Annotated in this window: 19 protein-coding genes and 2 tRNA genes; 8 read left to right on the forward strand and 13 right to left on the reverse strand. The window is 67.1% G+C overall.

All coding sequences use genetic code 11. The features are described 5' to 3' along the window. Positions 1 to 18 precede the first annotated feature (18 nt). Together E1H18_RS06470 and E1H18_RS06475 are read right to left on the reverse strand one after the other, a co-directional pair. Positions 19 to 1,770 (reverse strand): class I adenylate-forming enzyme family protein, encoded by a 1,752-nt coding sequence (locus E1H18_RS06470; RefSeq protein ID WP_172264979.1) that lies wholly within the window; start codon positions 1,768 to 1,770, stop codon positions 19 to 21. 121 nt (positions 1,771 to 1,891) lie between these two features. Continuing rightward, complete coding sequence (locus E1H18_RS06475) at positions 1,892 to 3,298, reverse strand: serine hydrolase domain-containing protein (protein WP_241735908.1); 1,407 nt, start codon at positions 3,296 to 3,298, stop codon at positions 1,892 to 1,894. A 95-nt stretch (positions 3,299 to 3,393) separates the two neighbouring features. Between E1H18_RS06475 and E1H18_RS06480 the strand changes: the two genes are divergently transcribed. Next, positions 3,394 to 4,629 carry a serine hydrolase gene (locus E1H18_RS06480; RefSeq protein ID WP_172264982.1) on the forward strand — a complete coding sequence of 412 codons (1,236 nt, stop codon included), beginning with the start codon at positions 3,394 to 3,396 and terminating at the stop codon, positions 4,627 to 4,629. Between the two features lie 40 nt (positions 4,630 to 4,669). Here the strand turns inward: E1H18_RS06480 and E1H18_RS06485 are convergent, their stop codons facing one another. From E1H18_RS06485 to E1H18_RS06500, 4 genes are all read right to left on the reverse strand, one after another. After that, positions 4,670 to 7,390, reverse strand: coding sequence for a valine--tRNA ligase (locus tag E1H18_RS06485; RefSeq protein ID WP_172264985.1), 2,721 nt, complete (start codon positions 7,388 to 7,390; stop codon positions 4,670 to 4,672). A 127-nt stretch (positions 7,391 to 7,517) separates the two neighbouring features. Next, positions 7,518 to 8,060 (reverse strand): DUF2497 domain-containing protein, encoded by a 543-nt coding sequence (locus tag E1H18_RS06490; RefSeq protein WP_172264988.1) that lies wholly within the window; start codon positions 8,058 to 8,060, stop codon positions 7,518 to 7,520. Positions 8,061 to 8,191: 131 nt separating this feature from the next. Beyond that, positions 8,192 to 9,676: a TolC family outer membrane protein gene (locus E1H18_RS06495; protein ID WP_172264991.1), complete on the reverse strand. Its 1,485-nt coding sequence runs from the start codon at positions 9,674 to 9,676 to the stop codon at positions 8,192 to 8,194. A gap of 122 nt (positions 9,677 to 9,798) precedes the next feature. Further along, positions 9,799 to 10,371, reverse strand: a complete 573-nt coding sequence (locus E1H18_RS06500; RefSeq protein ID WP_172264994.1) for a protein-L-isoaspartate O-methyltransferase — start codon at positions 10,369 to 10,371, stop codon at positions 9,799 to 9,801. A 295-nt stretch (positions 10,372 to 10,666) separates the two neighbouring features. Here E1H18_RS06500 and E1H18_RS06505 point away from each other — a divergent pair, with 295 nt between their 5' ends. The 3 genes from E1H18_RS06505 (at position 10,667) to E1H18_RS06515 (ending at position 14,203) form a co-directional block, all read left to right on the forward strand. After that, on the forward strand, positions 10,667 to 10,843 hold the full coding sequence (locus E1H18_RS06505; protein ID WP_172264997.1) for a hypothetical protein: 177 nt from the start codon (positions 10,667 to 10,669) through the stop codon (positions 10,841 to 10,843). Between the two features lie 102 nt (positions 10,844 to 10,945). Further along, positions 10,946 to 12,019, forward strand: a complete 1,074-nt coding sequence (locus E1H18_RS06510) for a glycosyltransferase family 4 protein (RefSeq protein WP_172265000.1) — start codon at positions 10,946 to 10,948, stop codon at positions 12,017 to 12,019. A gap of 21 nt (positions 12,020 to 12,040) precedes the next feature. Continuing rightward, entirely contained in the window at positions 12,041 to 14,203 is a 2,163-nt protein-coding gene (locus tag E1H18_RS06515) for an amylo-alpha-1,6-glucosidase (protein WP_172265003.1), read from the forward strand. 17 nt (positions 14,204 to 14,220) lie between these two features. Here E1H18_RS06515 and E1H18_RS06520 read toward each other — a convergent pair. The 3 genes from E1H18_RS06520 to E1H18_RS06530 form a co-directional block, all read right to left on the reverse strand. Then, positions 14,221 to 14,295, reverse strand: a tRNA-Asn gene (locus tag E1H18_RS06520). Positions 14,296 to 14,441: 146 nt separating this feature from the next. Next, a tRNA-Asn gene (locus E1H18_RS06525) sits at positions 14,442 to 14,516 on the reverse strand. A gap of 216 nt (positions 14,517 to 14,732) precedes the next feature. Next, positions 14,733 to 15,437, reverse strand: coding sequence for a glutathione S-transferase N-terminal domain-containing protein (locus E1H18_RS06530; RefSeq protein WP_172265006.1), 705 nt, complete (start codon positions 15,435 to 15,437; stop codon positions 14,733 to 14,735). Between the two features lie 121 nt (positions 15,438 to 15,558). Between E1H18_RS06530 and E1H18_RS06535 the strand changes: the two genes are divergently transcribed. Then, entirely contained in the window at positions 15,559 to 15,984 is a 426-nt protein-coding gene (locus E1H18_RS06535; RefSeq protein WP_172265010.1) for a hypothetical protein, read from the forward strand. Position 15,985: 1 nt separating this feature from the next. On the opposite strand, the gene E1H18_RS06540 is transcribed toward E1H18_RS06535, so the two are convergent. The 3 genes from E1H18_RS06540 to E1H18_RS06550 are packed head-to-tail and all read right to left on the reverse strand — an operon-like array spanning position 15,986 to position 19,141. Then, positions 15,986 to 16,423: a VOC family protein gene (locus tag E1H18_RS06540; RefSeq protein WP_172265013.1), complete on the reverse strand. Its 438-nt coding sequence runs from the start codon at positions 16,421 to 16,423 to the stop codon at positions 15,986 to 15,988. Between the two features lie 55 nt (positions 16,424 to 16,478). Beyond that, entirely contained in the window at positions 16,479 to 18,341 is a 1,863-nt protein-coding gene (locus E1H18_RS06545) for an ABC transporter ATP-binding protein/permease (protein ID WP_370526441.1), read from the reverse strand. Beyond that, complete coding sequence (locus E1H18_RS06550) at positions 18,338 to 19,141, reverse strand: hypothetical protein (RefSeq protein ID WP_172265019.1); 804 nt, start codon at positions 19,139 to 19,141, stop codon at positions 18,338 to 18,340. The genes E1H18_RS06545 and E1H18_RS06550 overlap by 4 nt, the downstream gene beginning before the upstream one ends. Before the next feature lie 67 nt (positions 19,142 to 19,208). On the opposite strand from E1H18_RS06550, the gene E1H18_RS06555 reads away from it, so the two are divergent. Both E1H18_RS06555 and E1H18_RS06560 read left to right on the forward strand, forming a co-directional pair. Beyond that, positions 19,209 to 19,820 (forward strand): TIGR00730 family Rossman fold protein, encoded by a 612-nt coding sequence (locus E1H18_RS06555; RefSeq protein ID WP_172265022.1) that lies wholly within the window; start codon positions 19,209 to 19,211, stop codon positions 19,818 to 19,820. A 103-nt stretch (positions 19,821 to 19,923) separates the two neighbouring features. After that, positions 19,924 to 20,238: a hypothetical protein gene (locus E1H18_RS06560; RefSeq protein WP_172265025.1), complete on the forward strand. Its 315-nt coding sequence runs from the start codon at positions 19,924 to 19,926 to the stop codon at positions 20,236 to 20,238. 79 nt (positions 20,239 to 20,317) lie between these two features. Here E1H18_RS06560 and E1H18_RS06565 read toward each other — a convergent pair whose 3' ends face one another. Then, positions 20,318 to 21,070, reverse strand: a complete 753-nt coding sequence (locus E1H18_RS06565) for an SDR family oxidoreductase (RefSeq protein WP_172265028.1) — start codon at positions 21,068 to 21,070, stop codon at positions 20,318 to 20,320. 105 nt (positions 21,071 to 21,175) lie between these two features. On the opposite strand from E1H18_RS06565, the gene E1H18_RS06570 reads away from it, so the two are divergent. Continuing rightward, a complete protein-coding gene (locus tag E1H18_RS06570; RefSeq protein ID WP_172265031.1) occupies positions 21,176 to 21,592 on the forward strand; it encodes a helix-turn-helix domain-containing protein in 417 nt (138 codons plus the stop codon). The last annotated feature ends 38 nt before the right edge of the window (positions 21,593 to 21,630 follow it).

The following is a 21,630-nucleotide window of genomic DNA, read 5'->3' on the forward strand; positions in this document are numbered from 1 at the left end:
GCCGCCTCCTTGGCGGGCTCAGCCCGCCTCGAACACCTTCTTGAGTTCGTTCTTCATGATCTTCCCGTTGGCGTTGCGCGGCAAGGTCTCATGCCAGAACACCACCTTCACCGGCACCTTGAACGCGGCCAGGCGGTCGGCGACGAAGGCGCGCAGCTCGGCCTCGGTCGCCTCGGCGCCGGGCTTGAGCGTCACGACCGCCGCCGGCTCCTCGCCCAGGGTCTTGTGCGGGATACCGACCAGGGCCGCGTCCATCACCGCCGGGTGGTCGTAGAGGCAGTTCTCGACCTCGATGCAGTAGATGTTTTCGCCGCCGCGGATCAGCATGTCCTTGGCGCGGTCGATGATGAAGCAGAAGCCCTCGGCGTCCAGGCGCGCCAGGTCGCCGGTGCGCACCCAGCCGTCGACGAAGGTGTCGGCGCTGGCCTCGGGCTTGTTCCAGTAGCCGCGCACGACCTGCGGGCCCCGGCACCACAGCTCCCCGACCTCGCCGATCGGCAGCTCGCGGTACGGGGCTTCGACCGTCATGATCTTCAGGTCGGTGACAGGCACGGCGGGGCCGCAGCTGTCGGGACGGTTCTCGTAATCCTCGGCCGAGTTGGACGTCGCCGTCGCCGAGGTCTCGGTCATGCCCCAGCCATTGCCGGGCGAGGACTTGGGCCAGATCTCCTTGATCTTGCGCACCAGTTCCGGCGCCGAGGGCGCGCCGCCATAGGCCACGGCCTCGATCGAGGACAGGTCGTACTTCTCGCGGTTAGGATGCTCGATGATCTGCCAAGCGATGGTCGGCACGCCGCCCATCTGCGTCAGGCGCTCGTCCTGGATCAGCTGCATCGCCTTGTCCGGATCCCACTTGCGGATCATGGCGATCTTGGCGCCGCCGAACAGCGACGGGTTAAGCACCGCGAAGCAGCCGGTGGCGTGGAAGAACGGCACCGAGATCAGCGAGCCGCGCTGGGGGCCGTTGGGATCGGGCTCGGGCGGGGCCTCGCCGCGACGCAGGAAGCTGCGCGCGCCAGCCGCGGCGGCGGCGAAGATGTTGCTGTTGACGTTGCGATGGGTGCCGATCGCGCCCTTGGGCTTACCCGTCGTGCCCGAGGTGTAGAAGATCGTCGCGTCGTCGTCCGAAGCGATCGCCACGGCCGGCAGCGGCTTCTCTTCCAGCTTGGCCCAGTCGTTGGGACAGCCGATGGCGGTCTCCAGGCGCTTCACATAGGGATGGGCGATCTCTTCCTTGGAGCGGCTGACATAGACCCGCTCCAGCGCCGGGCAGTGATTCAGGTGCTCGGCCAGGCGTTCGAAGCGCTCGACGTCGACGATGGCGACCTTGGCGCCGGAATCGGTCAGGCCGTATTCCAGTTCCGGCCCGGTCCACCAGGCGTTCAGCGGCGTTACGATCGCGCCCAGCGACAGGCCGGCATAGAGCGCCACGGGCCATTCGGGCAGGTTGCGCATGACGATGGCGACGCGGTCGCCCTTCTGCACGCCGGCCGATTCCAGCTCGGCGGCCATGTGGGTCACGGCGCGGTAGAAGGCCTCGAAGCTGACCCGCTCGTCCTCGTGCACCAGGAAGATCTTCTCACCGTGGGCGCGGCCGGCCACGAGGGTGTCGCGCAGGGTCGGCGGAGCGTTCTTCCAGGTCCGGGTCTTCACGCCGCGGATCTCGATCTCTTCCATCTCACCCGCCGTTCCCGGCGCGGTGATCATGGCATAGGCCTGCTGGACGGACATCGCCGGCCACGGAGTCGGCTTCTGGGCGGCCTGGGTCATGCTTACTCTCCCGGTGTGTCGCGCCCTGTTTGATCGAGCGCGTTCGACGACCAGAGAGCACAGCCGCAATCCGGATGCAAACATCCGTTTGACGCTAGGGGAACATTGATAAGTTACAAGGTCAGCCTGGTGATTTTTCGAGCTTCTCCAGCCAGGTCGTGGCGTTCTTGTTGGCCGGATCCAGCGCCAGAGACTTGCGATATGCAGCGATCGCCGCGGCCTTGTCGCCGTTGGCGGCATAGGCCTCGCCCAGGCTGTCGAAGGCGTTGCCGCTGGCGGGATAAAGCTCAGCTGTCAGCTTCAGGACCGCCAGGCCAGACCGTGGCTTGCCGAACCCCATCAGGCGGTAGCCCCAGTCGTTCAGCTCGTGCTCGTCGGGCTTGAAGCCGGGATTAGCGGCGCGGAACTTGGCGACCACGGCGGCCGGGTCACCGCCTTCCTGCCCGGTCAGCGCCGCGCGCAGGGCCGGCACGCCGCTCAGGGTCATGCCGGGGATGAAGCCCTGGGCGATCTCGTCGACCAGGTCCTCAGGCGTCGAGCCGGCCAGATTGGTCAGGATCACTACCCCGACCTTGTCGTCGGGATAGAGGTACATGGCCGAACGGCTGCCGCCGGTCATGCCGACGACTCGGCGTCCCGGACGCTCCAGGACCAGCCAGCCCAGACCCCATTGCCCCTTCTTGCCGTCGTTGAAGGCGACCGGCGTCCACATGGCCGCCTGGGTGGCGGGCTTCATCAGCTTGCCGTCCTGCAGGGCGATCAGGAACTTGGCCATGTCGTTGGCGGTGCTGTTCATGCCGGCCGCGGCGCGGTGCAGGGCTGAGAAGATCTCGGTCCGCACGTTGGGCTGGTCGGGCGTCGCCTGGCGATAGCCGTAGGAGGTCACCCGGTTAGGATCTTTGTCGCGGGTGTCGCCAAAGCCGCTGTGGCTCATGCCGGCGATGGCGAACTGCTCGCCGGCCAGGGTCGCGTCGCGCGGCCGCTGACGCAGGCCGTTGATGGCCATCTGCACGAGGGCGTAGTTGGTCTGGTTGTAGTCGAACCGCTCGCCGGGCTGGAAGCGGATCGGCTTGGCCAGGGTCGCGGTCCAGGCCGCGCTGCTGTCCCCGTCGTCGTCCTTGAAGTCCGGCAGGCCGGAATTGTGACTCAACAGGCGGCGAACCTCGATGCCGCGCCAGGCCTCCGGCAGCTCCGCGACATAGGTCCCGATGGGCTTGGACAGGTCCAGGCGCCCGGCCTCGACCTCGCGCATCGCCGCTACGCCGGTGAAGGCCTTGGTGATCGAGTTGATCGGGAACACCGTACCCGGCGTCACCGGGGTCTGTTTGGCAACATCGCCGACGCCGTAGGCGCGGGACATGACGATCTTGCCGTCCTTGACCACAGCGATCTGCAGACCGGGGATGTGCTGCTCGGTCATGGCGCGGCGAACGATAGCGTCGGCCCGCGCAACGGGGTCCTCGGCGGCCTGAGCGGCGCCAACCGCGACACCCAGCATCAACAGTCCCAGAACCAGCTTGCCCGTCATCGTCACGCTCCCGCCATCGACGGGGGCGAGAGAACCAGTGACAGGCACGACGGCCCAGTTAAACCTTGGTCATGTCCCGAAGCGGAGAACGCATCATGCGCACCTGGATGAAACCGCTGGCCCTGGCCGCCGGCCTGGCGTTCGCCACCCCTGCCCTCGTGCTGGCCGCCCCGCAGGCCGCCGTCCTGGCCGAGGCGCCCGACGCCGCCCTGGCCGCGCGGATCGACGCCGTGCTGGACCGCGCCATCGCCGAACAGCGACTGGTCGGTGTGGTCGTGCTGGTCGCCCGCGACGGACAGCTGGCCTATCATCGCGCCGCGGGCCTGGCCGATCGCGAGGCCAGCCAGCCGATGACCGAGGAGGCCGTATTCCGCTTCTCGTCGGTGACCAAGCCCTTCGTCAGCGCCGCCCTGATGCGGCTGGTCGAACAGGGCAAGATCAGGCTGGACGCCCCGGTCACCACTTACCTGCCCGACTTCAAGCCGAAGCTGGCCGACGGGACGACGCTGGTCATCACCCTCCGCCAGCTCCTGACCCACACGGCCGGCCTGACCTATGGCCTCGCCGAGGGACCGTCGCACCCGTATCACACGCTAGGCGTCTCGGACGGCATCGACCTGTCGGGCATCAGCCTGGCCGAGAACGTCCGCCGCATCGGCCAGGCCCCGTTGGCGTTCGAGCCTGGCTCGCGCTGGCGCTACTCCGTCGCCATCGACGTCCTGGGCGCGGTGATCGAGAAGGCGACCGGCAAGCCCCTGCCCCAGGTGGTGGCCGAGACGGTGACGACGCCGCTGGGCCTGGAGGACACAGGCTTCGTGGCGACCGATCCAGAGCGCCTGGCCACGCCCTACGCCAACGCCCAGCCGGAGCCGACGCGCATTCGCGACAACCAGGACGTCCCGATCGGCCCGACCTTCGTCCGCTTCGCCCCCAGCCGCGCCCTGCACGCCGAGGAGTTTCCGTCCGGCGGCGCGGGCATGGTCGGCTCGGCCGGCGACGTGCTGAGCTTCCTGGAGACCATCCGCAAGGGCGGAGGGGCGATGCTGAAGCCGGCGACGGTCGCGGAGATGATGAAGGACCAGATCGGCGTCCAGGCCGGCACACAGGGCCCCGGCTGGGGCTTCGGCTATGGCTGGGCGGTGCTGGACGATCCGGCGGTTGCCGGGACGCCCCAGGGCGTCGGGACCCTGGCCTGGGGCGGGGTGTACGGCCACAACTGGTTCGTGGACCCGGTGAACAAGCTGACCGTGGTGCTGATGTCGAACACGGCGTTCGAGGGAATGAACGGGCGGGTGACCTGGGAACTGCGGGACGCAGTGTACGCCAAATAAACCGTCATCCCGGGCACAAGGCCCGGGATGACGAGGATAGTTAGCCCACTGCCGCCAACCGCCCGAGCGCCGCCTCCAGCTTCGCCTTTGCGGCTTCCGCGTCCGCCAGGCGTTCGCGGTTTTCCTCGATGACCTCTTCCTTGGCGCGGGCCAGGAAGTCGGGGTTGCCGAGCTTCTTGTTGGTCTTCTCGATCTCGCCGACGTGGCCGGCGATTTCCTTGGTCAGGCGGGCCTTTTCGGCCGCCAGGTCGATGAAGTCGGCGATGGCCAGGGCGCCGGTCGCCTCGCCCATCACGATAGGCACCGAGCCGGTCGGGGCAGCCTCGGCCTCGCTCACGCTGTCCAGGCGCGCCAGGGTCAGCAGCAGGTCGCGGTGACGGACCAGGCGAGCCTTGGTCTCCGCGCCGGCGCCGACGACGCTCAAGCCCGGCTTGGCCGACGGCGGCACGTTCATCTCGGCGCGGATCGAGCGGATTTCGCCGACCGTGCCGACCAGCCAGCCGATCTCGGCCTCGGCTTCGGCGTCGATCCACTCAGCCGGCAGCTCGGGCCACTCGGCCTTGATCAGCATGGTGTCGCGGGCCGGGCCGAACTCGGCGGTCTTGTCCCACAGCTCCTCGGTGATGAACGGCATCACCGGGTGCAGCAGCTTCAGGATCACGTCCAACGCCCAGGCGGCGGTGGCCCGGGTCTCGGCCTTGGCGGCTTCGTCCTCGCCGTTCAGGATCGGCTTGGCCAGTTCCAGATACCAGTCGCAGAACACGTTCCAGACGAAGCGGTACAGCGCGCCGGCGGCCTCGTCGAACGCCGGGGCTTCCAGGGCCTTGGTGACCTCGGCCACGGTCTTGACCGTCTCGCCGCGGATCCACTTGTTGATCGGCTGCTGCACGGTCGCGGGATCGAAGCCCTCGACGCGGACGCACTCGTTCATCTGGGCGAAGCGCGAGGCGTTCCACAGCTTGGTGCCGAAGTTGCGATAGCCTTCGATGCGCTGCTTCGACAGCTTGATGTCCCGCGCCTGGCCCGACATCGCCGTCATGGTGAAGCGCACCGCGTCGCAGCCCAGTTCGTCGATCAGGATCAGCGGATCCATCACGTTGCCCTTGGACTTGCTCATCTTGGCGCCCTTCTCGTCACGGACGAGGGCGTTGATGAACACCTGCTTGAACGGGGCCTCACCCATGAAGTGGATGCCCATCATCATCATCCGGGCGACCCAGAAGAAAATGATGTCGAAGCCCGTGACCAGGGTGCTGGTCGGGTAGAACTTGGCGACGTCGGCGGTCTTTTCCGGCCAGCCCAGGGTCGAGAACGGCCACAGGGCCGAGCTGAACCAGGTGTCCAGAACGTCCTCGTCGCGGTTCAGGACGACGTCGGCGCCGAACTGGGCGCGGGCGGCGGCATAGGCCTCTTCCTCGGTCTCCTCGACGAAGATCGCGCCGTCAGGACCGAACCAGGCCGGGATGCGGTGACCCCACCACAGCTGGCGCGAGACGCACCACGGCTCGATGTTGCGCAGCCATTCGAAGTAGGTCTTTTCCCAGTGACGCGGCTCGAAGACCGTCTCACCGGTCTCGACGGCCTTCAGGGCCGGCTGGGCCAGGGTCTTGGCGTCGACGTACCACTGGTCAGTCAGGAAAGGCTCGATGACCACGCCCGAACGGTCGCCGTGCGGGACCATGTGCTTGGTCTTCTCGATCTCCTTCAGCCAGCCCTCTTCCTCGGCGCGGGCGACGATCTCCTTGCGCGCGACGAAGCGGTCCTTGCCGACATACTCGGCCGGGACGCTGTCGTTCAGCTTGGCTTCCGGCGTCAGGATGTTGATCGCTTCCAGACCGGCGCGCTTGCCGACGCCGAAGTCGTTGAAGTCGTGGGCCGGGGTGATCTTCACCGCGCCCGAGCCCTTGGTCGGGTCGGCATAGTCGTCGGCGACGATCGGAATGCGACGGCCGACGATCGGCAGGGTCACGAACTTGCCGACCAGGCCCTTGTAACGCTCGTCGTCCGGATGGACCGCAACGCCGGTGTCGCCCAGCATGGTCTCGGGACGGGTCGTGGCCACGACGATGTAGTCGCGGGTCTCGAACTCGACAGCCTTGCCCTCGTCGTCGAAGGCGATCGGGTGCTGGTAGGTGACGCCGTCGGCCAGCGGATAGGCGAAGTGCCAATAGGCGCCGTCGACCTCCTTCTGCTCGACCTCGAGGTCGGAGATGGCGGTCTGGAACTGCGGGTCCCAGTTGACCAGGCGCTTGTCGCGATAAAGCAGGTTCTGCTTGTAGAGCTGGACGAACACCTTGCGGACGGCGGCCGACAGGCCCTCGTCCAGGGTGAAGCGTTCACGCGACCAGTCGCACGACGCGCCGAGGCGGCGCAGCTGGTTGGTGATGGTCCCGCCGCTCTCGGCCTTCCATTCCCAGACCTTGTCGACGAAGGCCTCACGGCCAAGGTCGCGACGGCCGATGTTGCCGGCGGCGGCCAGCTGGCGCTCGACAACCATCTGAGTGGCGATGCCGGCGTGGTCGGTGCCCGGCAGCCACAGGGCGGCCTTGCCGCGCATGCGGTGGAAGCGGGTCAGCACGTCCTGCAGCGTGTTGTTCAGCGCGTGGCCGATGTGCAGGCTGCCCGTCACGTTCGGCGGCGGGATCACGATGACGAACGGCTCGGCGTTCGGATCCTCGCTGGGCTTGAAGGCCCCGGAGGCCTCCCAGGCGGCGTACAGGCGGGGTTCGACGGATTTGGGATCGAAGGTTTTATCGAGCATGGCGGTGCGGATATGCCATCTGCGGCCCCGACGGGAAACCGGCGGGCCTTGGTTTTCTGAGGTAATTTTGAAACGAAAAAGGCGGCCGCCGAAGCGACCGCCTTGATTTCTCGGCTCTGGAGAGCGCTTAGACGCCGCGGCCGCGGGCGATCCGTTGCACTTCTTCCTCGACCTTGGTCTCGACGATGCGCGGCAGGTTCTGGTCCAGCCACTCTTTCAGCAGTGGGCGCAGCAGCTCGCGTACGACGTCTTCCAGGGTGCGAGCGTCCTTGGGCATCAGCAGAGCCGAGCTCAGGCTGCCAAAAGCGCTGGCGGCGGCCGAGGCGGCCGTCGTGCCGACCAGGGTCTCGGCGACCTGATCGCGATCGAAGATCGGCGGAGCGGCCGGGGTCGGCGGCGTGTAGACGGGCGCCGGCTCGGGCTCCGGCGGCGAATAGACGTCGATGTCGCCGACGGTGGCCAGGGGCTCAGGCTCCGGCTCGGGCGCGATCGGGTCGGTCAGCTCGAGGATATCGTCCTCGGGCTCTTCGTAGACGGGCTCCGGTTCCGGCGGCGGAGGCGGCGCGGCTTCAGCCGCAGGCTCCGCCGGCGCGTCATCCTCCGAGATGATGCGTCGAATGGAGGCGAGAATTTCCTCCATGGTCGGTTCTTGGGAGCTCTGATCGGACATGTGCGGGGCCGTCGTAAAGGGATACGAATCCTGGTGCGTCCTTGAAGAACGCTCAGCCCCGATGGTGCAGACTTGCGCGGCTTAAGCAAGCGCAAGTCTGCGACATGGGCTGAATCGACGCGGCGAAACCCTTATTTCGCGGCGACTTGCGGCTTGGTCGACGGGGTGCCCAGCTTGTCGATCGTCTCGACCACCGGCTCCCACGGCACCCAACCCTTGTGTGTGACGCGGTCGTACGAGGCCTTGGGATCGTAGGCGGTCGTGCCGGTCGCCAGCTTGGCGACGTCCAGCTGGCCCATCGCCTGAAGCAGCGAGGCGGAGGCTACGTATTCGTCGCGACGGGCGCCGACCAGGGCCAATTCGGCATTGGCCAGCTCCAGCTGGGCGTTCAGCACGTCCAGTGTGGTGCGCAGGCCGACCTGCTGCTCTTGGCGTACGCCCTCGAAGGCGATGCGGCTGGCCCGCACCTGCTCCTCGTTGGAGACCAGATTGGCGCGGGTGGCCAGCAGGGTGCTCCAGGCGGCCGAAACCTGCTGGATGACCTGACGCTTGGCGCCGTCGACGGCGATGCGGGCGGCATTCTCGCGCTCGCGAGCGGCGCGGACGTTCGAGGCGTTCAAGCCACCGGTGAACAGCGGCACGCGGGCGGTCAGCTGGCCAGCGATCTGGCGGTTGTACTGGCCGAACTGATCACGATTGCCGTTCACCTCGGCGGCGTCGTAGCCAAGGCTGGCGCCGGCCGACAGCGTCGGCAGATAGGCCGACTTGGCCAGGGCGACGCGGGCGGTGGCGGCCTGCTCGGCGTAGCGCGCGGCCAGCACGGCGGGATTGCTGCCCTCGGCGGCCTCGAAGGCCTGCTCGACCGAGGCCGGCAGCACCTCCACCAGCGACGGCTCGGGCGTCAGGTCGGTCGGGTTCTGGCCGACGATCTGGGCGTACGTGGCGCGGGCGACGGCCAGATTGGCCTGGGCCGAGGACTGGCTGGCCTTGGCGGCGGCCAGGCGCGCTTGCGACTGGGCGACGTCGGTGCGGGTGATTTCGCCGACTTCGAAGCGGGCGTTCGATTCGTCCAGTTGGCGGGTCAGGACCGCGACGTTCTCATTGGCGATCCGCAGAGTTTCCTGGTTGCGGCGCACGTCGACATAGGACGTGACCACATTGGCCAGCACGCCCTGCTCGACCCGGCGCAGGTCTTCGCGGCCAGCCAGCACGTCGGCCTCGGCGGCCGACAGGTTGGCGGTGGCTTGCCCCCCCGTGAACAGCGGCTGCGACAGCTGGACCTGGGCGCTGCTGCTTCCGACCTTGTTGACGTCGGTGCCGTTGACCAGCACGCCGCCAACGACGGTCGTGGTGGGCACCGCCAAGTCCGTGCGGGAGTTGGTGATGCTACCCTGGACGTTCACCGTCGGGCGGAAGCCGGCCTTGGCGCGGACCACGCTTTCGTCCGTGGCGCGCTGAACGGCGCGTTGTTGCTGCAGCGTCGGGTTGGTCTGGTAGGCGAGCGCGACGGCGTCGGCCAGCGTCTCGGCCTGAGCGACAGGGACGACGAAAAACGCGCCGGCCATCAGGCTGACGCTGCAAGCGGCCAGCAACCCGGCCCGTCGACGGTTCGACATCTAGATACTATCCCCAATCACGCGACCCCGTCGCGCCCACAGCAATATTATCGCGTGTAAGTCGAACCGCCAGTGGTTGCCAATTAAGCTTTCGTCACGCGAACCCGCGCGACAACCGCTCTTTAGAAGCTGAAGCCCGGTTCAACCTCGAAGCCCGCCAGCAGCGGCGGCGAGGCGTCGAACGCCTGGCGGCGGCCCACGCCGTCCTCGGCGCGGAGATAGATGGCGGCGCGGCCCACCGGACCGGTGCGCTCGATCACGCCCAGGCGACCACCGGCGGCCAGGGCGTCCTGCCAGGCCTGCGGGGCCACGGCGACGGCGCCTTCGCAGATGATGACGTCGTAGCTGCCGGCCGGAACGGACTTCAGGTCGTCGCCGTCGACGCGGGTCACGGCCACGCCCATGGCTTCCAGCACGGCGGCGGCATACGGCGCGGCGATGGCCAGGGCCTTCTCGCCTTCGCGAGGCTTGAGGGTCTGCAGCAGCTTGCCCACTTCGCGCGGACGCAGCAGCCAACGACCCGGCGCATATTCAATGTCGGCGTCGGCATAGGCCAGATAGGCCTTCGAGGCCGGAACGACGCTCTCACGCGCCACCACTCGCAACGCGTCCTGCAGCGGCAGGTCGGTGACGTCGGCGGTGCGAATCTGGCTCTCGACCATGTTCAGCCGCGCGGCGGCGAAGTCGGTGCTCATGGAATCCCTCGAAGGAACTGGACTTTCGAGCAGGCTTATAGGTCCGCGCCCGGTCCGAACGCAATGCGATCGGAGGCCAAGCTCCCCCGACAATGGGCGGAGGAAGGCCTTAAAAGCGTCATCGACTTACGAACGCATGGCTAAAGAGACCAAAGGACGATCATCAGAAGTAGTGACGGCCATTGTCACGTAACTCCGATTGATCAAACTCGCCCTATGGTAAATAAGCAGCCATCGGCGGCGCGTCCGGCGATGGGGAGGAAGTCCGAACAGTACGGCTTCGTGGGGAATTGCCATGCTTGACGCGAAACTTGTTATCGCCGGGGCGCTCGTCGCCCTTGTGGTGATCTACTTCCTGCCGCGTATCGACACCGTCGTGCGCAAGATTTACGGCCGCTATCGGCGCAAGAAACGCGACCTTCGACAGCAGAAGGAACGCGAGGAACAACTTGCGCGACGCACTCAATCGTAATCACGGCGATAAAAGGGCACGAAGCGGAACCAAACACCTTGGACGGTGCTGATCTGAGGCGGCGCAACACCGCGCCTCAGTTCCCGTTTCAAGGTCCGCTCGATGAAGATCGCCCAGGTCACCCCTCTTTACGAGGCTGTTCCGCCGCGCCTGTATGGCGGCACTGAACGCGTCGTCGCCCACCTCACCGACGCTCTCGTCGACCTTGGCCATGAGGTCACGCTGTTCGCCAGCGCCGAAGCTCAGACCAAGGCGAAACTGATCAGCGTCCGCGACCAGGCCATCCGTCTGGATCCGGCCCCGCTGAAGTCCGATCTGGCCGCTCACCTGGCGCAGATCGCCGAAGTCCGCGCCCTGGCCGATCAGTTCGACGTCGTCCACTTTCACACCGACATGGTGCAGTTCCCGTTCTTCGCCGACCGGGCTGACCGCACCCTGACCACCCTGCACGGCCGCCTGGACCTGAAGGACCTGCCCGCCGTCTACAAGCGCTGGCCGCAGTTCCCGCTGGTCTCGATCAGCGACGACCAGCGCCGCCCCCTGCCCTTCGCCAACTGGGCCGGCACGGTGCATCACGGCATGAATTCCGACCTCTACGCCTTCTCGGAGAAGAGCGACGGCTACCTGGCGTTCCTGGGCCGCATCTCGCCCGAAAAGCGCCCCGACCGCGCGATCATGCTCGCCAAGCGCCTGGGCAAGAAACTCAAGATCGCCGCCAAGGTCGACCCCGCCGACCGGGCTTATTTCGAGGACAAGATCGAGCCCATGATGTTGGGCGAGCCGCTGATCGAGTTCATCGGCGAGATCGGCGACCACGAGAAATCCGCCTTCCTGGGCGGGGCCGAAGCGCTGCTGTTCCCGATCGACTGGCCCGAGCCCTTTGGCCTGGTGATGATCGAGGCCATGGCCTGCGGCACGCCCGTCATCGCCTATCGCTGCGGCTCCGTGCCAGAGGTCATCGACGACGGCGTCACCGGCTTCATCGTCGACAATGACGACCAGGCGGCCGAGGCGATCATTCGCGCCGCCAGCCTGGATCGAAACCTCGTACGTCGGCGTTTCGACACAAGGTTCTCGTCCGAGGCGATGGCCCGTCGATATGTCGCGCTCTACGAAAAGCTGTGCGACGGCGCCGCGGTCTATCCCTCCCTGGTCGAGATGGCGGAAAGCGCCTGATTTCGAAGTCTAGGAGGGGTCATGGAGAATCTCGCACCGGCGCTGGACGCTCCGGTCGATTACGGGGTCACGGCGGAAGTCCGTGCGCCGCAGAATCTCTATGCCCTCAAGGACAAGGACACGTTCATCGTCGCCGACCAGTTCGGCGACATCGCCGGCCAGGGTGACGGCCTCTTCCACAACGACACCCGCATCCTGTCGTTCTACCGCCTGAGCCTGGGCGGTCGCGCCCCGTCGCTGCTGTCAGCGGCGGTGGCGCACGACAACGTCTTCTTCACCTGCAACGGCACCAACCAGGCCCTGCCCTATCCGGGCGAGCGGATGGGACCGCCGGGCGTGCTGCACATCGAGCGCAAGCGCTTCCTGTGGGGCGAGCGGATGTACGAGCGCATTCGCTGCGTGAACTACAGTCGCGACACCGTGCTGCTGCCGATGGCGGTCGAGTTCGACGCCGACTTCCGCGACATGTTCGAGGTGCGCGGCACCCATCGCGCCAAGCGGGGGACCAAGGGCCCGCCCCACGTCGACGGCCGCCGCGTGGCCTACAGCTATATCGGCCTGGACGGTGTCGAGCGCTCGTCCTTCATCTGCTTCTCGGACGCGCCCTATCGCATCGGGCCGCACAAGGCCGAGTTCATGTTCACCCTGCAGGCCGAGGGGGTAACCGAACTCTATATCGAGATCGGCGTCGTGGACGGCCACACGCCCAGCCGCGAGCGCTTCCGCGACGCCGCCGCCCGCGCCCGCTGGGACATGCGCGCCCGTCGCCGCCACGGCGCGCGGATGAACAGCTCCGGCCGCCTGTTCAACGAGTGGCTGGGCAAGTCGCGCTCGGACCTGGCCCTGCTGACGACGAAGATGGAGACCGGCCCCTATCCCTATGCCGGCATCCCGTGGTTCTCGACCGCCTTCGGACGCGACGCGATCATCACCGCCTGGCAGATCCTGTGGTTCGAGCCGTCGCTGGCCAAGGGCGTGCTGCGCTATCTGGCCGCCCATCAGGCCCAGGAGCGCTCGGCCTTCCGGGACAGCGCGCCCGGCAAGATCATGCACGAGACCCGCAAGGGCGAGATGCCTGCGCTCGGCGAGGTGCCGTTCGGCCGCTACTACGGCGGGGTCGACACCACGCCGCTGTTCGTGGCCCTGGCCGGCGCCTACCAGGAACGGACGGGCGACGACAAGCTGATCGACGAGCTGTGGCCGGCCCTTGGCAAAGCCATGCACTGGATCGAGCACGACGGCGACAGCGACGGCGACGGCCTGATCGACTACGCCCGCGGCCAGGACAGCGGCCTCTCGAATCAGGGCTGGAAGGACAGCGAGGACAGTGTCTTCCACACCGACGGCCGCTATCCCACCGGCCCGATCGCCCTGGTCGAGGTGCAGGGCTACGCCTTCGCCGCCTATCGCGGCATGGCGCGTCTGGCCGAACGGCGTGGGGAAATCGGCCAGGCCACGATCTGGCGCGACAAGGCCGAACGCCTGCGCGAGAAGGTCGAAGACCTCTTCTGGATGGAGGAGCGCGGCTACTACGGCATCGCCATCGATGGCCAGGGACAGCTGTGCCGGACCCTGGCGTCCAATCCCGGCCACCTGCTGTTCTGCGGCCTCGTCTCGCCCGAGCGCGCTCGCAAAGTCACCGAACAGTTGCTGTCGACCAGCTTCAATTCCGGCTGGGGCGTGCGGACCCTGGCCACGGGCGAGGCCCGCTTCAACCCGATCAGCTACCACAATGGCTCGGTCTGGCCGCACGACACCGCGCTGTGCGTGATGGGCCTCTCCCGTTACGGCGAGCGCGACGGCGTCGTCAAACTGACCTCGGCCCTGTTCGAGACCGCCAGCAACATGCAGATGCGCCTGCCGGAGCTGTTCTGCGGCTTCCCGCGCTCGCCGGGCGAGCCGCCGGTCGCCTACCCCGTCGCCTGCCTGCCCCAGGCCTGGGCGGCCGGCTCGGTGTTCATGATGCTGCAGGCGTGCCTGGGCATCAGCATCGACGCCAATCGCGGCGAGATCGTCCTGATCGACCCGCGCCTGCCGATTGGTATCGACCGGCTGAAGATCGAGCACCTGCGAGTGGGGTCCGAGACTGTCGACCTGACCTTCGAACGCCAGGGCGAACGCGTGTCCGTCCATGCCGACGGCGGGGTGCCGCTGGCGATCCGGTCGAAACCCAGATGGGACTGATTGTCAGGGAAAGAGAGTGGCTCCGCGGGTAGGATTCGAACCTACGACCAGCCGGTTAACAGCCGGCTGCTCTACCACTGAGCTACCGCGGAACAGGTCGCTCTCAAGAAGAGGCCGGGTGATAGCCGCCTCCCCGAGTCGGCGCAAGCCCAGAAAGTCCTGAATTCACAGGCAAAACGCGCGACGTGTCGTCGCGACCAAAAATGTGAATTTGGGGGCGCTTCCGAGAGGAAGAGAGTGGCTCCGCGGGTAGGATTCGAACCTACGACCAGCCGGTTAACAGCCGGCTGCTCTACCACTGAGCTACCGCGGAACAGGTCGCTCTCAGAAGAGGCCGCGTGATAGCCGCCCCACTCTCCCGACGCAAGCGCCTAATTACAAAAAAGCAGCCCGGCTTGCGGCCGAGCTGCTGAAGTCAGTGATGGTGGGGTGTCCTCAAAGAAGACGCCCCGAAAATCGATCCCTCATGGTTAATTGGATCTTAATTTCGAGACCTCCGGCCATTTCGCCGCAGGCGCCGTGATCCATTCTAGGGACGCTTTGGAATCTCCAGCCCGCGCTGCACGGCCGGACGCGCCAAACCCGCTTCAAGCCAGCGCGGCACGTGCTTCAGCGACGCCCAGTCGACCAATTCGCCGGCCCCGTAGAAGCCGACGAGGTTACGCACCCAGCCCAGCATCGCGATGTCGGCGATGGTGTAGTCGTCGCCCATGATCCAGGCGCGAGTCGCCAGACGATCTTCCAGCACGCCCAGCAGGCGCTTGCTCTCGGCGACGTAGCGGTCGCGCGGACGCTTGTCCTCGAAGTCCTTGCCTGCAAACTTGTGGAAGAAACCCACCTGCCCGAACATCGGACCGATGGCGGCCATCTGGAACATCACCCACTGCAAGGTCTCGTAGCGACCAGCCGCGTCGGCTGGGAGGAACTTGCCCGACTTCTCGGCCAGGTAGACCAGGATCGCGCCCGACTCGAACAAGGCCAGCGGCTTGCCGCCCGGGCCGTTGGGATCGATGATCGCCGGGATCTTGCCGTTGGGGTTCAGCGACAGGAACTCCGCCCCCCAGGTCTCGTTGGCGCTAATGTCGACGGTGTGCGGCTCATAGGCCAACCCCGTCTCTTCCAGCAGGATCGACACCTTCACCCCGTTGGGCGTCGGAAACGAATAGAGCTGGATCTTGTCGGGATGCTGGGCCGGCCAGCGCTGGGTGATCGGGAAGGCGGACAGATCCGACATGCTGGAACCTCGTTACGGGAGATGACCCGATTTGGCGTCTCCTCCGGCGTTTTTCCAGTGCGGCAGCGCTTTTCCCGTTTACCAAACCCCGCTATCGGAGCGTCGGGGGAACGCCAACGACATGACGACTGCTGACGATCACTGGCCCGCGACGCTGGAGCGCGTGACCAACGCCTTGGATTTCGAGCTGACCAAGGAACAGGTCGGCGTGAAGACCACCCAACCCAGCTTCTTGATGCGCGCCGTCCCGCCCGCCGATATTTCGGGCCTGCCGGCGCTGGTGGCCACAGCCGTCCACGCAGCGCTCGAAATCGACCGTGCAATCTCCCTGCCCGCCCCCAGCGGACTCGATCCCAAGGCTCGCAGCGTACGCCAGGACCTGGTCGACGCCCTGAACAAGGAAGCGCCGGGCGCGGCTCAGCGCTCGCCGTTCGTGATGGGCTACAAGACCGTCTATCGGCTGGAATTGGCGCGGGTGATGTGGAAGGCGATCTCGGACGCGCCGGCCCGTCGCCTCCAGGAACTGGCCCGCGCCAGGGGCTTCTAGACTACCAGGCGCCGGTGTTGGGCATCGAAACCCACGGTTCGGCCGGTTCCAGATGGCCATTCTGCAGCAGCTCGATCGATATGCCGTCAGGCGAGCGCACAAAGGCCATGTGACCGTCGCGCGGCGGGCGATTGATGGTCACGCCCATGTCGGCCAGCTTCTGGCAGGCGGCGTAGATATCTTCGACCTGATAGGCCAGGTGACCGAAGTTGCGGCCGCCCAGATACTCCTCGTCGTCCCAGTTGTAGGTCAGCTCCAGCAGCGGCGCCTTGTTGGCCTTGGCCGCCTCGGCGTCCTCGGGAGCCGACAGATAGACCAGGGTGAAGCGGCCTTTCTCGCTCTCCATGCGATAGGCTTCGACGAGACCCAGTCCCTCGCAATAGAACCGCATCGACGCGTCCAGATCGCGGACGCGGACCATGGTGTGCAGATAGCGCATGCCGAAAGACTCCCTCGCAAGACCGGGTCGATATAGCCCCCGCCCGACGACGGTTCTAGACCGGCTCGCGCTCGCGGGTCTGGCGACGCCACAGGGCCGCATACTCGCCGCCCGCGGCCAGCAGGGCTTCGTGGCGGCCGCGCTCGACCACCTTGCCCCGGCGCAACACCACGATCTCGTCGGCGTCGGCGATCGTCGACAGCCGGTGGGCCACGACCAGCGTCGTGCGCCCCATCCTGGCCTTGCGCAGGGTCGCCTGGATGGCGGCCTCGGTGCGGCTGTCCAGCGCGCTGGTCGCCTCGTCCAGGATCAGCACGCAGGGTTCCGCGAGAAGCGCCCGGGCGATGCCGACTCGCTGGCGCTCGCCACCGGACAGCTTCAGGCCCCGCTCGCCGACCTTGGTGGCCATGCCCTCGGGCAGGTTGCGGACGAACTCGCCCAGTTCCGCCGCCTCGGCGGCCGCCCACACCTCGGCCTCGGAAGCCCCGGGACGAGCGAAGGCGATGTTGGCGGCCAGCGTGTCGTTGAACAGCGCCACATCCTGCGGGACCAGCGCCACGGCCTTGCGCAACGAGCTTTGCGTCAGCGCCCGCAAATCGTGGCCATCCAGGGTGACGCGGCCAGCCTGCGGGTCGATCATTCGCAGGGCCAGGCGCACCAGGGTCGTCTTTCCCGCGCCCGAGGGGCCGACGATGGCCACGGTCGTCCCCGGCGCGATGTCCAGCGACACCTCGCTCAGACCTTCCGACCGCGCGCCGTGACGGAACGACACCTGCTCGAAGGTCACCGCCCCGCCGCGATGGTCGGCGCACGGCGGCAAGTCGACGGCGTCCGGCGCATCGGCCACGTCGGCGCTCTGGCGTCGCAGCTCCAGCATCGCCTCCATGTCGATCAGCGACTGGCGGATCTCGCGATAGGCAAAACCCAGGATGTTCAGTGGGCCATACAGGTTGATCAGGATCAGCACTGCGGCGGTGACATCACCTGGCCCGATCCGCCCCTGCGACGCCTCCATGCCAGCCAGCACCGCCATGCCGCCCAGGCCAAGACTCATCACCGCCGACTGCAGAACGTTGAGCAGGGTCAGCGAGTTGGTCGACTTGATCTGGGCCTCGCCGTAACGGTCCAGCGCGCTCTCGTAGCCCGCCACGGCCCTCCCCTCGCCGCCGAACGATTTGACGGTCTCGTAGTTCAACAGGGCGTCGACAGCGCGGCCGGCGGCCTCGGCGTCAGCCTCGTTCAACGCGCGGCGGTGGCCGATCCGCCAGTCGGAGATGGCGAAGGTCAGGTAGCCGTAGGTCACCACAGTCGCCAAGGCGACAGCCGCGAACCGCCAGTCATAGGCCTTGGCCAGCACTGCGGCGGCCATCAGCAGCTCGACTCCGGTCGGGGCCAGGTTGAAGACCAGGCTGCGCAGCAGGAAGTCCATCGACCGCGCGCCACGGTCGATTACCCGCGACAGCGTGCCGGTGCGCTTGGACTGGTGGAAGTCGATCGACAGCGACAGAGCGTGCGAAAAGGTCTCGATCGCCGCCCGACTCTGGGCCGCTTGGGCCACGGGCGTGAAAACGGCGTCGCGAGCTTGCGGTGCGGCGGACGAGACGAAACGGATCAGGGCCCAGCCGACGGCCAGACCGGCGAATGACCAGGTCACGGCAACCGCCGCCCCTTGCCCGGCCGACAGCCGGTTGACGGCCGCGCCCAGCATCAGCGGCGCCAGCACGCCCAGGGCCTTGCCGGCGAGCGTCAGGCCCAACGCGACACTCAGCCGCCAGCGCAGGCCCGGGGCCTTGGAGCGCAGCACCAGCTGAACCAGATCGCCCATAGCCTTCCAGAAGCGCACCGTCTGCTCAGGCCCCGCGATCCCGCCCGGCGTCGCCTCACGACCGCTCGACGCCGGCCCGCCCATCCCTCTCAACGGGAAGACCCGATCAGCAGCGTGGTCTGGACGCCGCCGCCGGGGGTCATCCAGTCAATCCGCCAGCCTTGGGCCGTACGCTCGGCGCGGGAGGGGCCAACGGTCAGCGGCGCCGGGGGCGAGGTGACGATCGTCACCCCGTCCTCTCCGCCCTCGCCGCCGACCTGGACGTCGTGCGCGCCGTGGGCCAGCGAGTCGCTCAGCGAGATAACGAAGCGCCCCGCGTCGTCGGTCTTCGCGCCCCCACGGGTCACGCGGTCGACGCGAACGTTCAACCCCGCTCCCGGCGCGGCCACGCCGGAGACGACCGCCCCGCCCTCGCGGTCGACGTCGACGGCCAGGATCCGCGGCGAGGATGAGCCGCCCGTCAGGCGCAGCGCGCCCGCTCCGGCCCTCAGCAGCGCCACCTCGCCCCCTTCGGCGATCATCACATAGCCCTCGGCCTGGACGGTCCGGCCGTCCCGCGTCGTCGACAGACCAAACAAGCGCACACCCGGCTGGTTGGGCACCGACAGGTTCCAGCGCCCCAAAGCGTCAGTGCGGCCCATGACCACCTCGCCGGTCGGCGACCCCAGGCGGACGTCGGCGTCCGGCGTCCCCTCGCCCGACAGCATGACCCGATGCGGCGCATGCTGAGCGCTCTCGACCACCGGCGGCGCAACATAGCCAGCCTCGGCGCTGTCGGGGGTCGCAGCCTTGGGCGCACGCGGCGCCGCGGGACCGCAAGCCGCAAGGATTCCAGCCGCTAGCCCCATCAACAGGAACTGCGACTTGAAAGCCTGGGAGCGAATCCGGATCATGCGGCCTCAAATAGGTATGAAGCGAGGGCGCGCGACCGGCGCGCCTTCTTCATGTGTGGAGTGGACGATGACGCCCAACGAGTCTAGCCGCCTGGGATCCGTCTGCGTCTACTGCGGATCGTCCAACGACGCCGACCCCAGCTTCCTGACGGACGCCTTCAAGATCGGCGAGAGTTTCGCCAAGGCCGGGCTGAAGCTGATCTATGGCGGCGGCGGCGTGGGCCTGATGGGCGCCACCGCTCGCGGCGCGCATTCGGCTGGCGGCGCGGTTCAGGGCATCATCCCGACCTTCCTGCGCGGCCGCGAGCAGCCGTTCGACGACGTCGAGACGGTGATCGTCGACAACATGCACGAGCGCAAGATGATGATGTACGAGCGCTCGGACGCCTTCGTCGTCCTGCCCGGCGGCATCGGCACGCTGGAAGAAATCATCGAACTGCTATCTTGGCGCCGTTTAGATCTTCACCAGAAGCCGATTGTGTTCCATAACCCCGGCGGCTTCTGGGATCCGCTGTTCGCGCTGATCACGCACACCATCGAAGCGCGCCTGACCCCGCCCAGCCTGGCCGACGCGTGGCGCGCGGTCGAGAAGGCCGAGGACGTCACCCCGGCCCTGCTGGCCTGGGACGAAGAAATCTTCCAGGCAGGCGCTGCAGAACCGCTTCGGCAGTTGACTTAGTTTTCAAAAGAAACGAACTATGGGCCGCAAGCTTAGCGGCAGCATGATGCCGCACGCTTATGCGTCGGAGCTCCCATCCGGCGCGGGGATAGGAGACCAAGGAATGCGTACCGCTCTATTTGCGGGCCTGACGGCCTGCGCCCTGATGGCTGGCCTCGTGACGCCGGCTTTCGCCGCCGACGAAACCGCCTCGCTGAAGCTGAAGACGCCCGCCACCGCGGCGCAATTCATCCACGACGGCTCGGTCTGGCACTGCAAGGAAGACACCTGCACCACGACCAAGACCCGGGCCCTGCCCGCCGGCCGCGCGTGCCGCAAGCTGGCCGGCCAGCTGGGCGAACTGACCGCCTTCACCTACCGCGGCGCGGCCCTGGACGAAGCGGCCGTCACCGACTGCAACACGGCCGCCAAGCGCTAAGCTGAGCGCCGAATGCCAGAAGGCCTCCGCCGGTGACGGCGGAGGCCTTTTTCGTGGGCAAGCGCCCAGCGCGTGAAGCCTAGTGACTTCCGTTCAGCGCCTTGAAGACAGCCTCGTAACCGTTCACCTCGGCGAAGCGCAGCGGCTTGACGCGCTCGACCAGGATTTCCCCGCGCGGGGTTTCCTGGCGCTCAATCAGGCCCATGACCTCGGCCGTGTAGTCGGCCAGAGGCATCGAGTTGGGGTTCTCGGCATGGCCGGGCATCAGGTCGGTGGCGACGGCCGGCGGGGCCAGCTCCAGAACCTCGACCGAAGTTCCCGCCAACTGATGGCGCAGGGATTGGCTCCAAGAATGGATCGCCGCCTTGGTGGCGTTATAGGTCGGCGTGGCTGCCAGCGGAATGAAGGCCAGCCCCGAGGAGACGGTCACGATGGTCGCGGCGGGCTGAGCGCGCAGATGCGGCAACAGGGCGGCCGTCAGACGAATCGGGCCCAGCAGGTTGGTAGCGATGGTCGTTTCGACCGTATCCAGGTCGAAGGCGTCCGCCAGCAGATCCTCGGCGAGCATGACCCCGGCGTTGTTGACGACGACGTTCAGGGCGGGATGGTCCGCGGTCACCTTGGCCGCGAAGGCGCGAATGGCGGCCGCATCGGTGATGTCCAGGGTCGCGAAGGCCATGCCGGGATTGGCCGCGCAGGTTTCTTCGAGGGCGGCGGCGCGGCGGCCTGTGATGACGACGTGGTTGCCGCGGGCATGCAGGGCTTCGGCCAGCGCCCGACCGATCCCGGAGCCGCCGCCGGTGATCAGGATGGTGTTTCCAGTGATGTTCATGCGGGGTCTCGCTTGCAGGAAATGTTCGACCTGGACGAGTTAGGGTCATGACTTTCGAATGGAAAGTAGGCACCAGAACCATCCATACGCACCGAATGGAAAGAAATGGACATGACTGGAGATGTCGTCGCCAAGATCGCGGATCCCGACACGGGATTGACCGCCGATCCGCGCGTTGAGGCGCTGGTCCAGGACGTCATCGGGCGCGTCGCCGACAAATGGACGATGCTGGTGCTCGAGGTTCTGGCCGAGCACGGCGAGCTGCGCTTTACCCGTGTAGGCGAACTGGTCAACGGCATCAGCCAGAAGATGCTGACCCAAACGCTGCGTTACATGGAGCGTGACGGCCTGGCGATCCGCACCGTCCACCCCGTGATCCCGCCCAAGGTCGAATACCGTTTGACCGACCTGGGGCTCACCCTCGCGGAGGCCTTCTGCCCGGTCTGGCACTGGGCAGAACGCAATCTCGACCAGATAGAGGCCGCCCGCGAAGCCTTCGATGAACGCGCGGCCCGCCCCTGAGACCCAATATTATCGATTGACAGAAAGTTTTTTAGAAT

The sequence above is a fragment of the Caulobacter sp. RHG1 genome (assembly GCF_013181195.1).
In the GTDB taxonomy this organism is placed as follows: domain Bacteria; phylum Pseudomonadota; class Alphaproteobacteria; order Caulobacterales; family Caulobacteraceae; genus Caulobacter.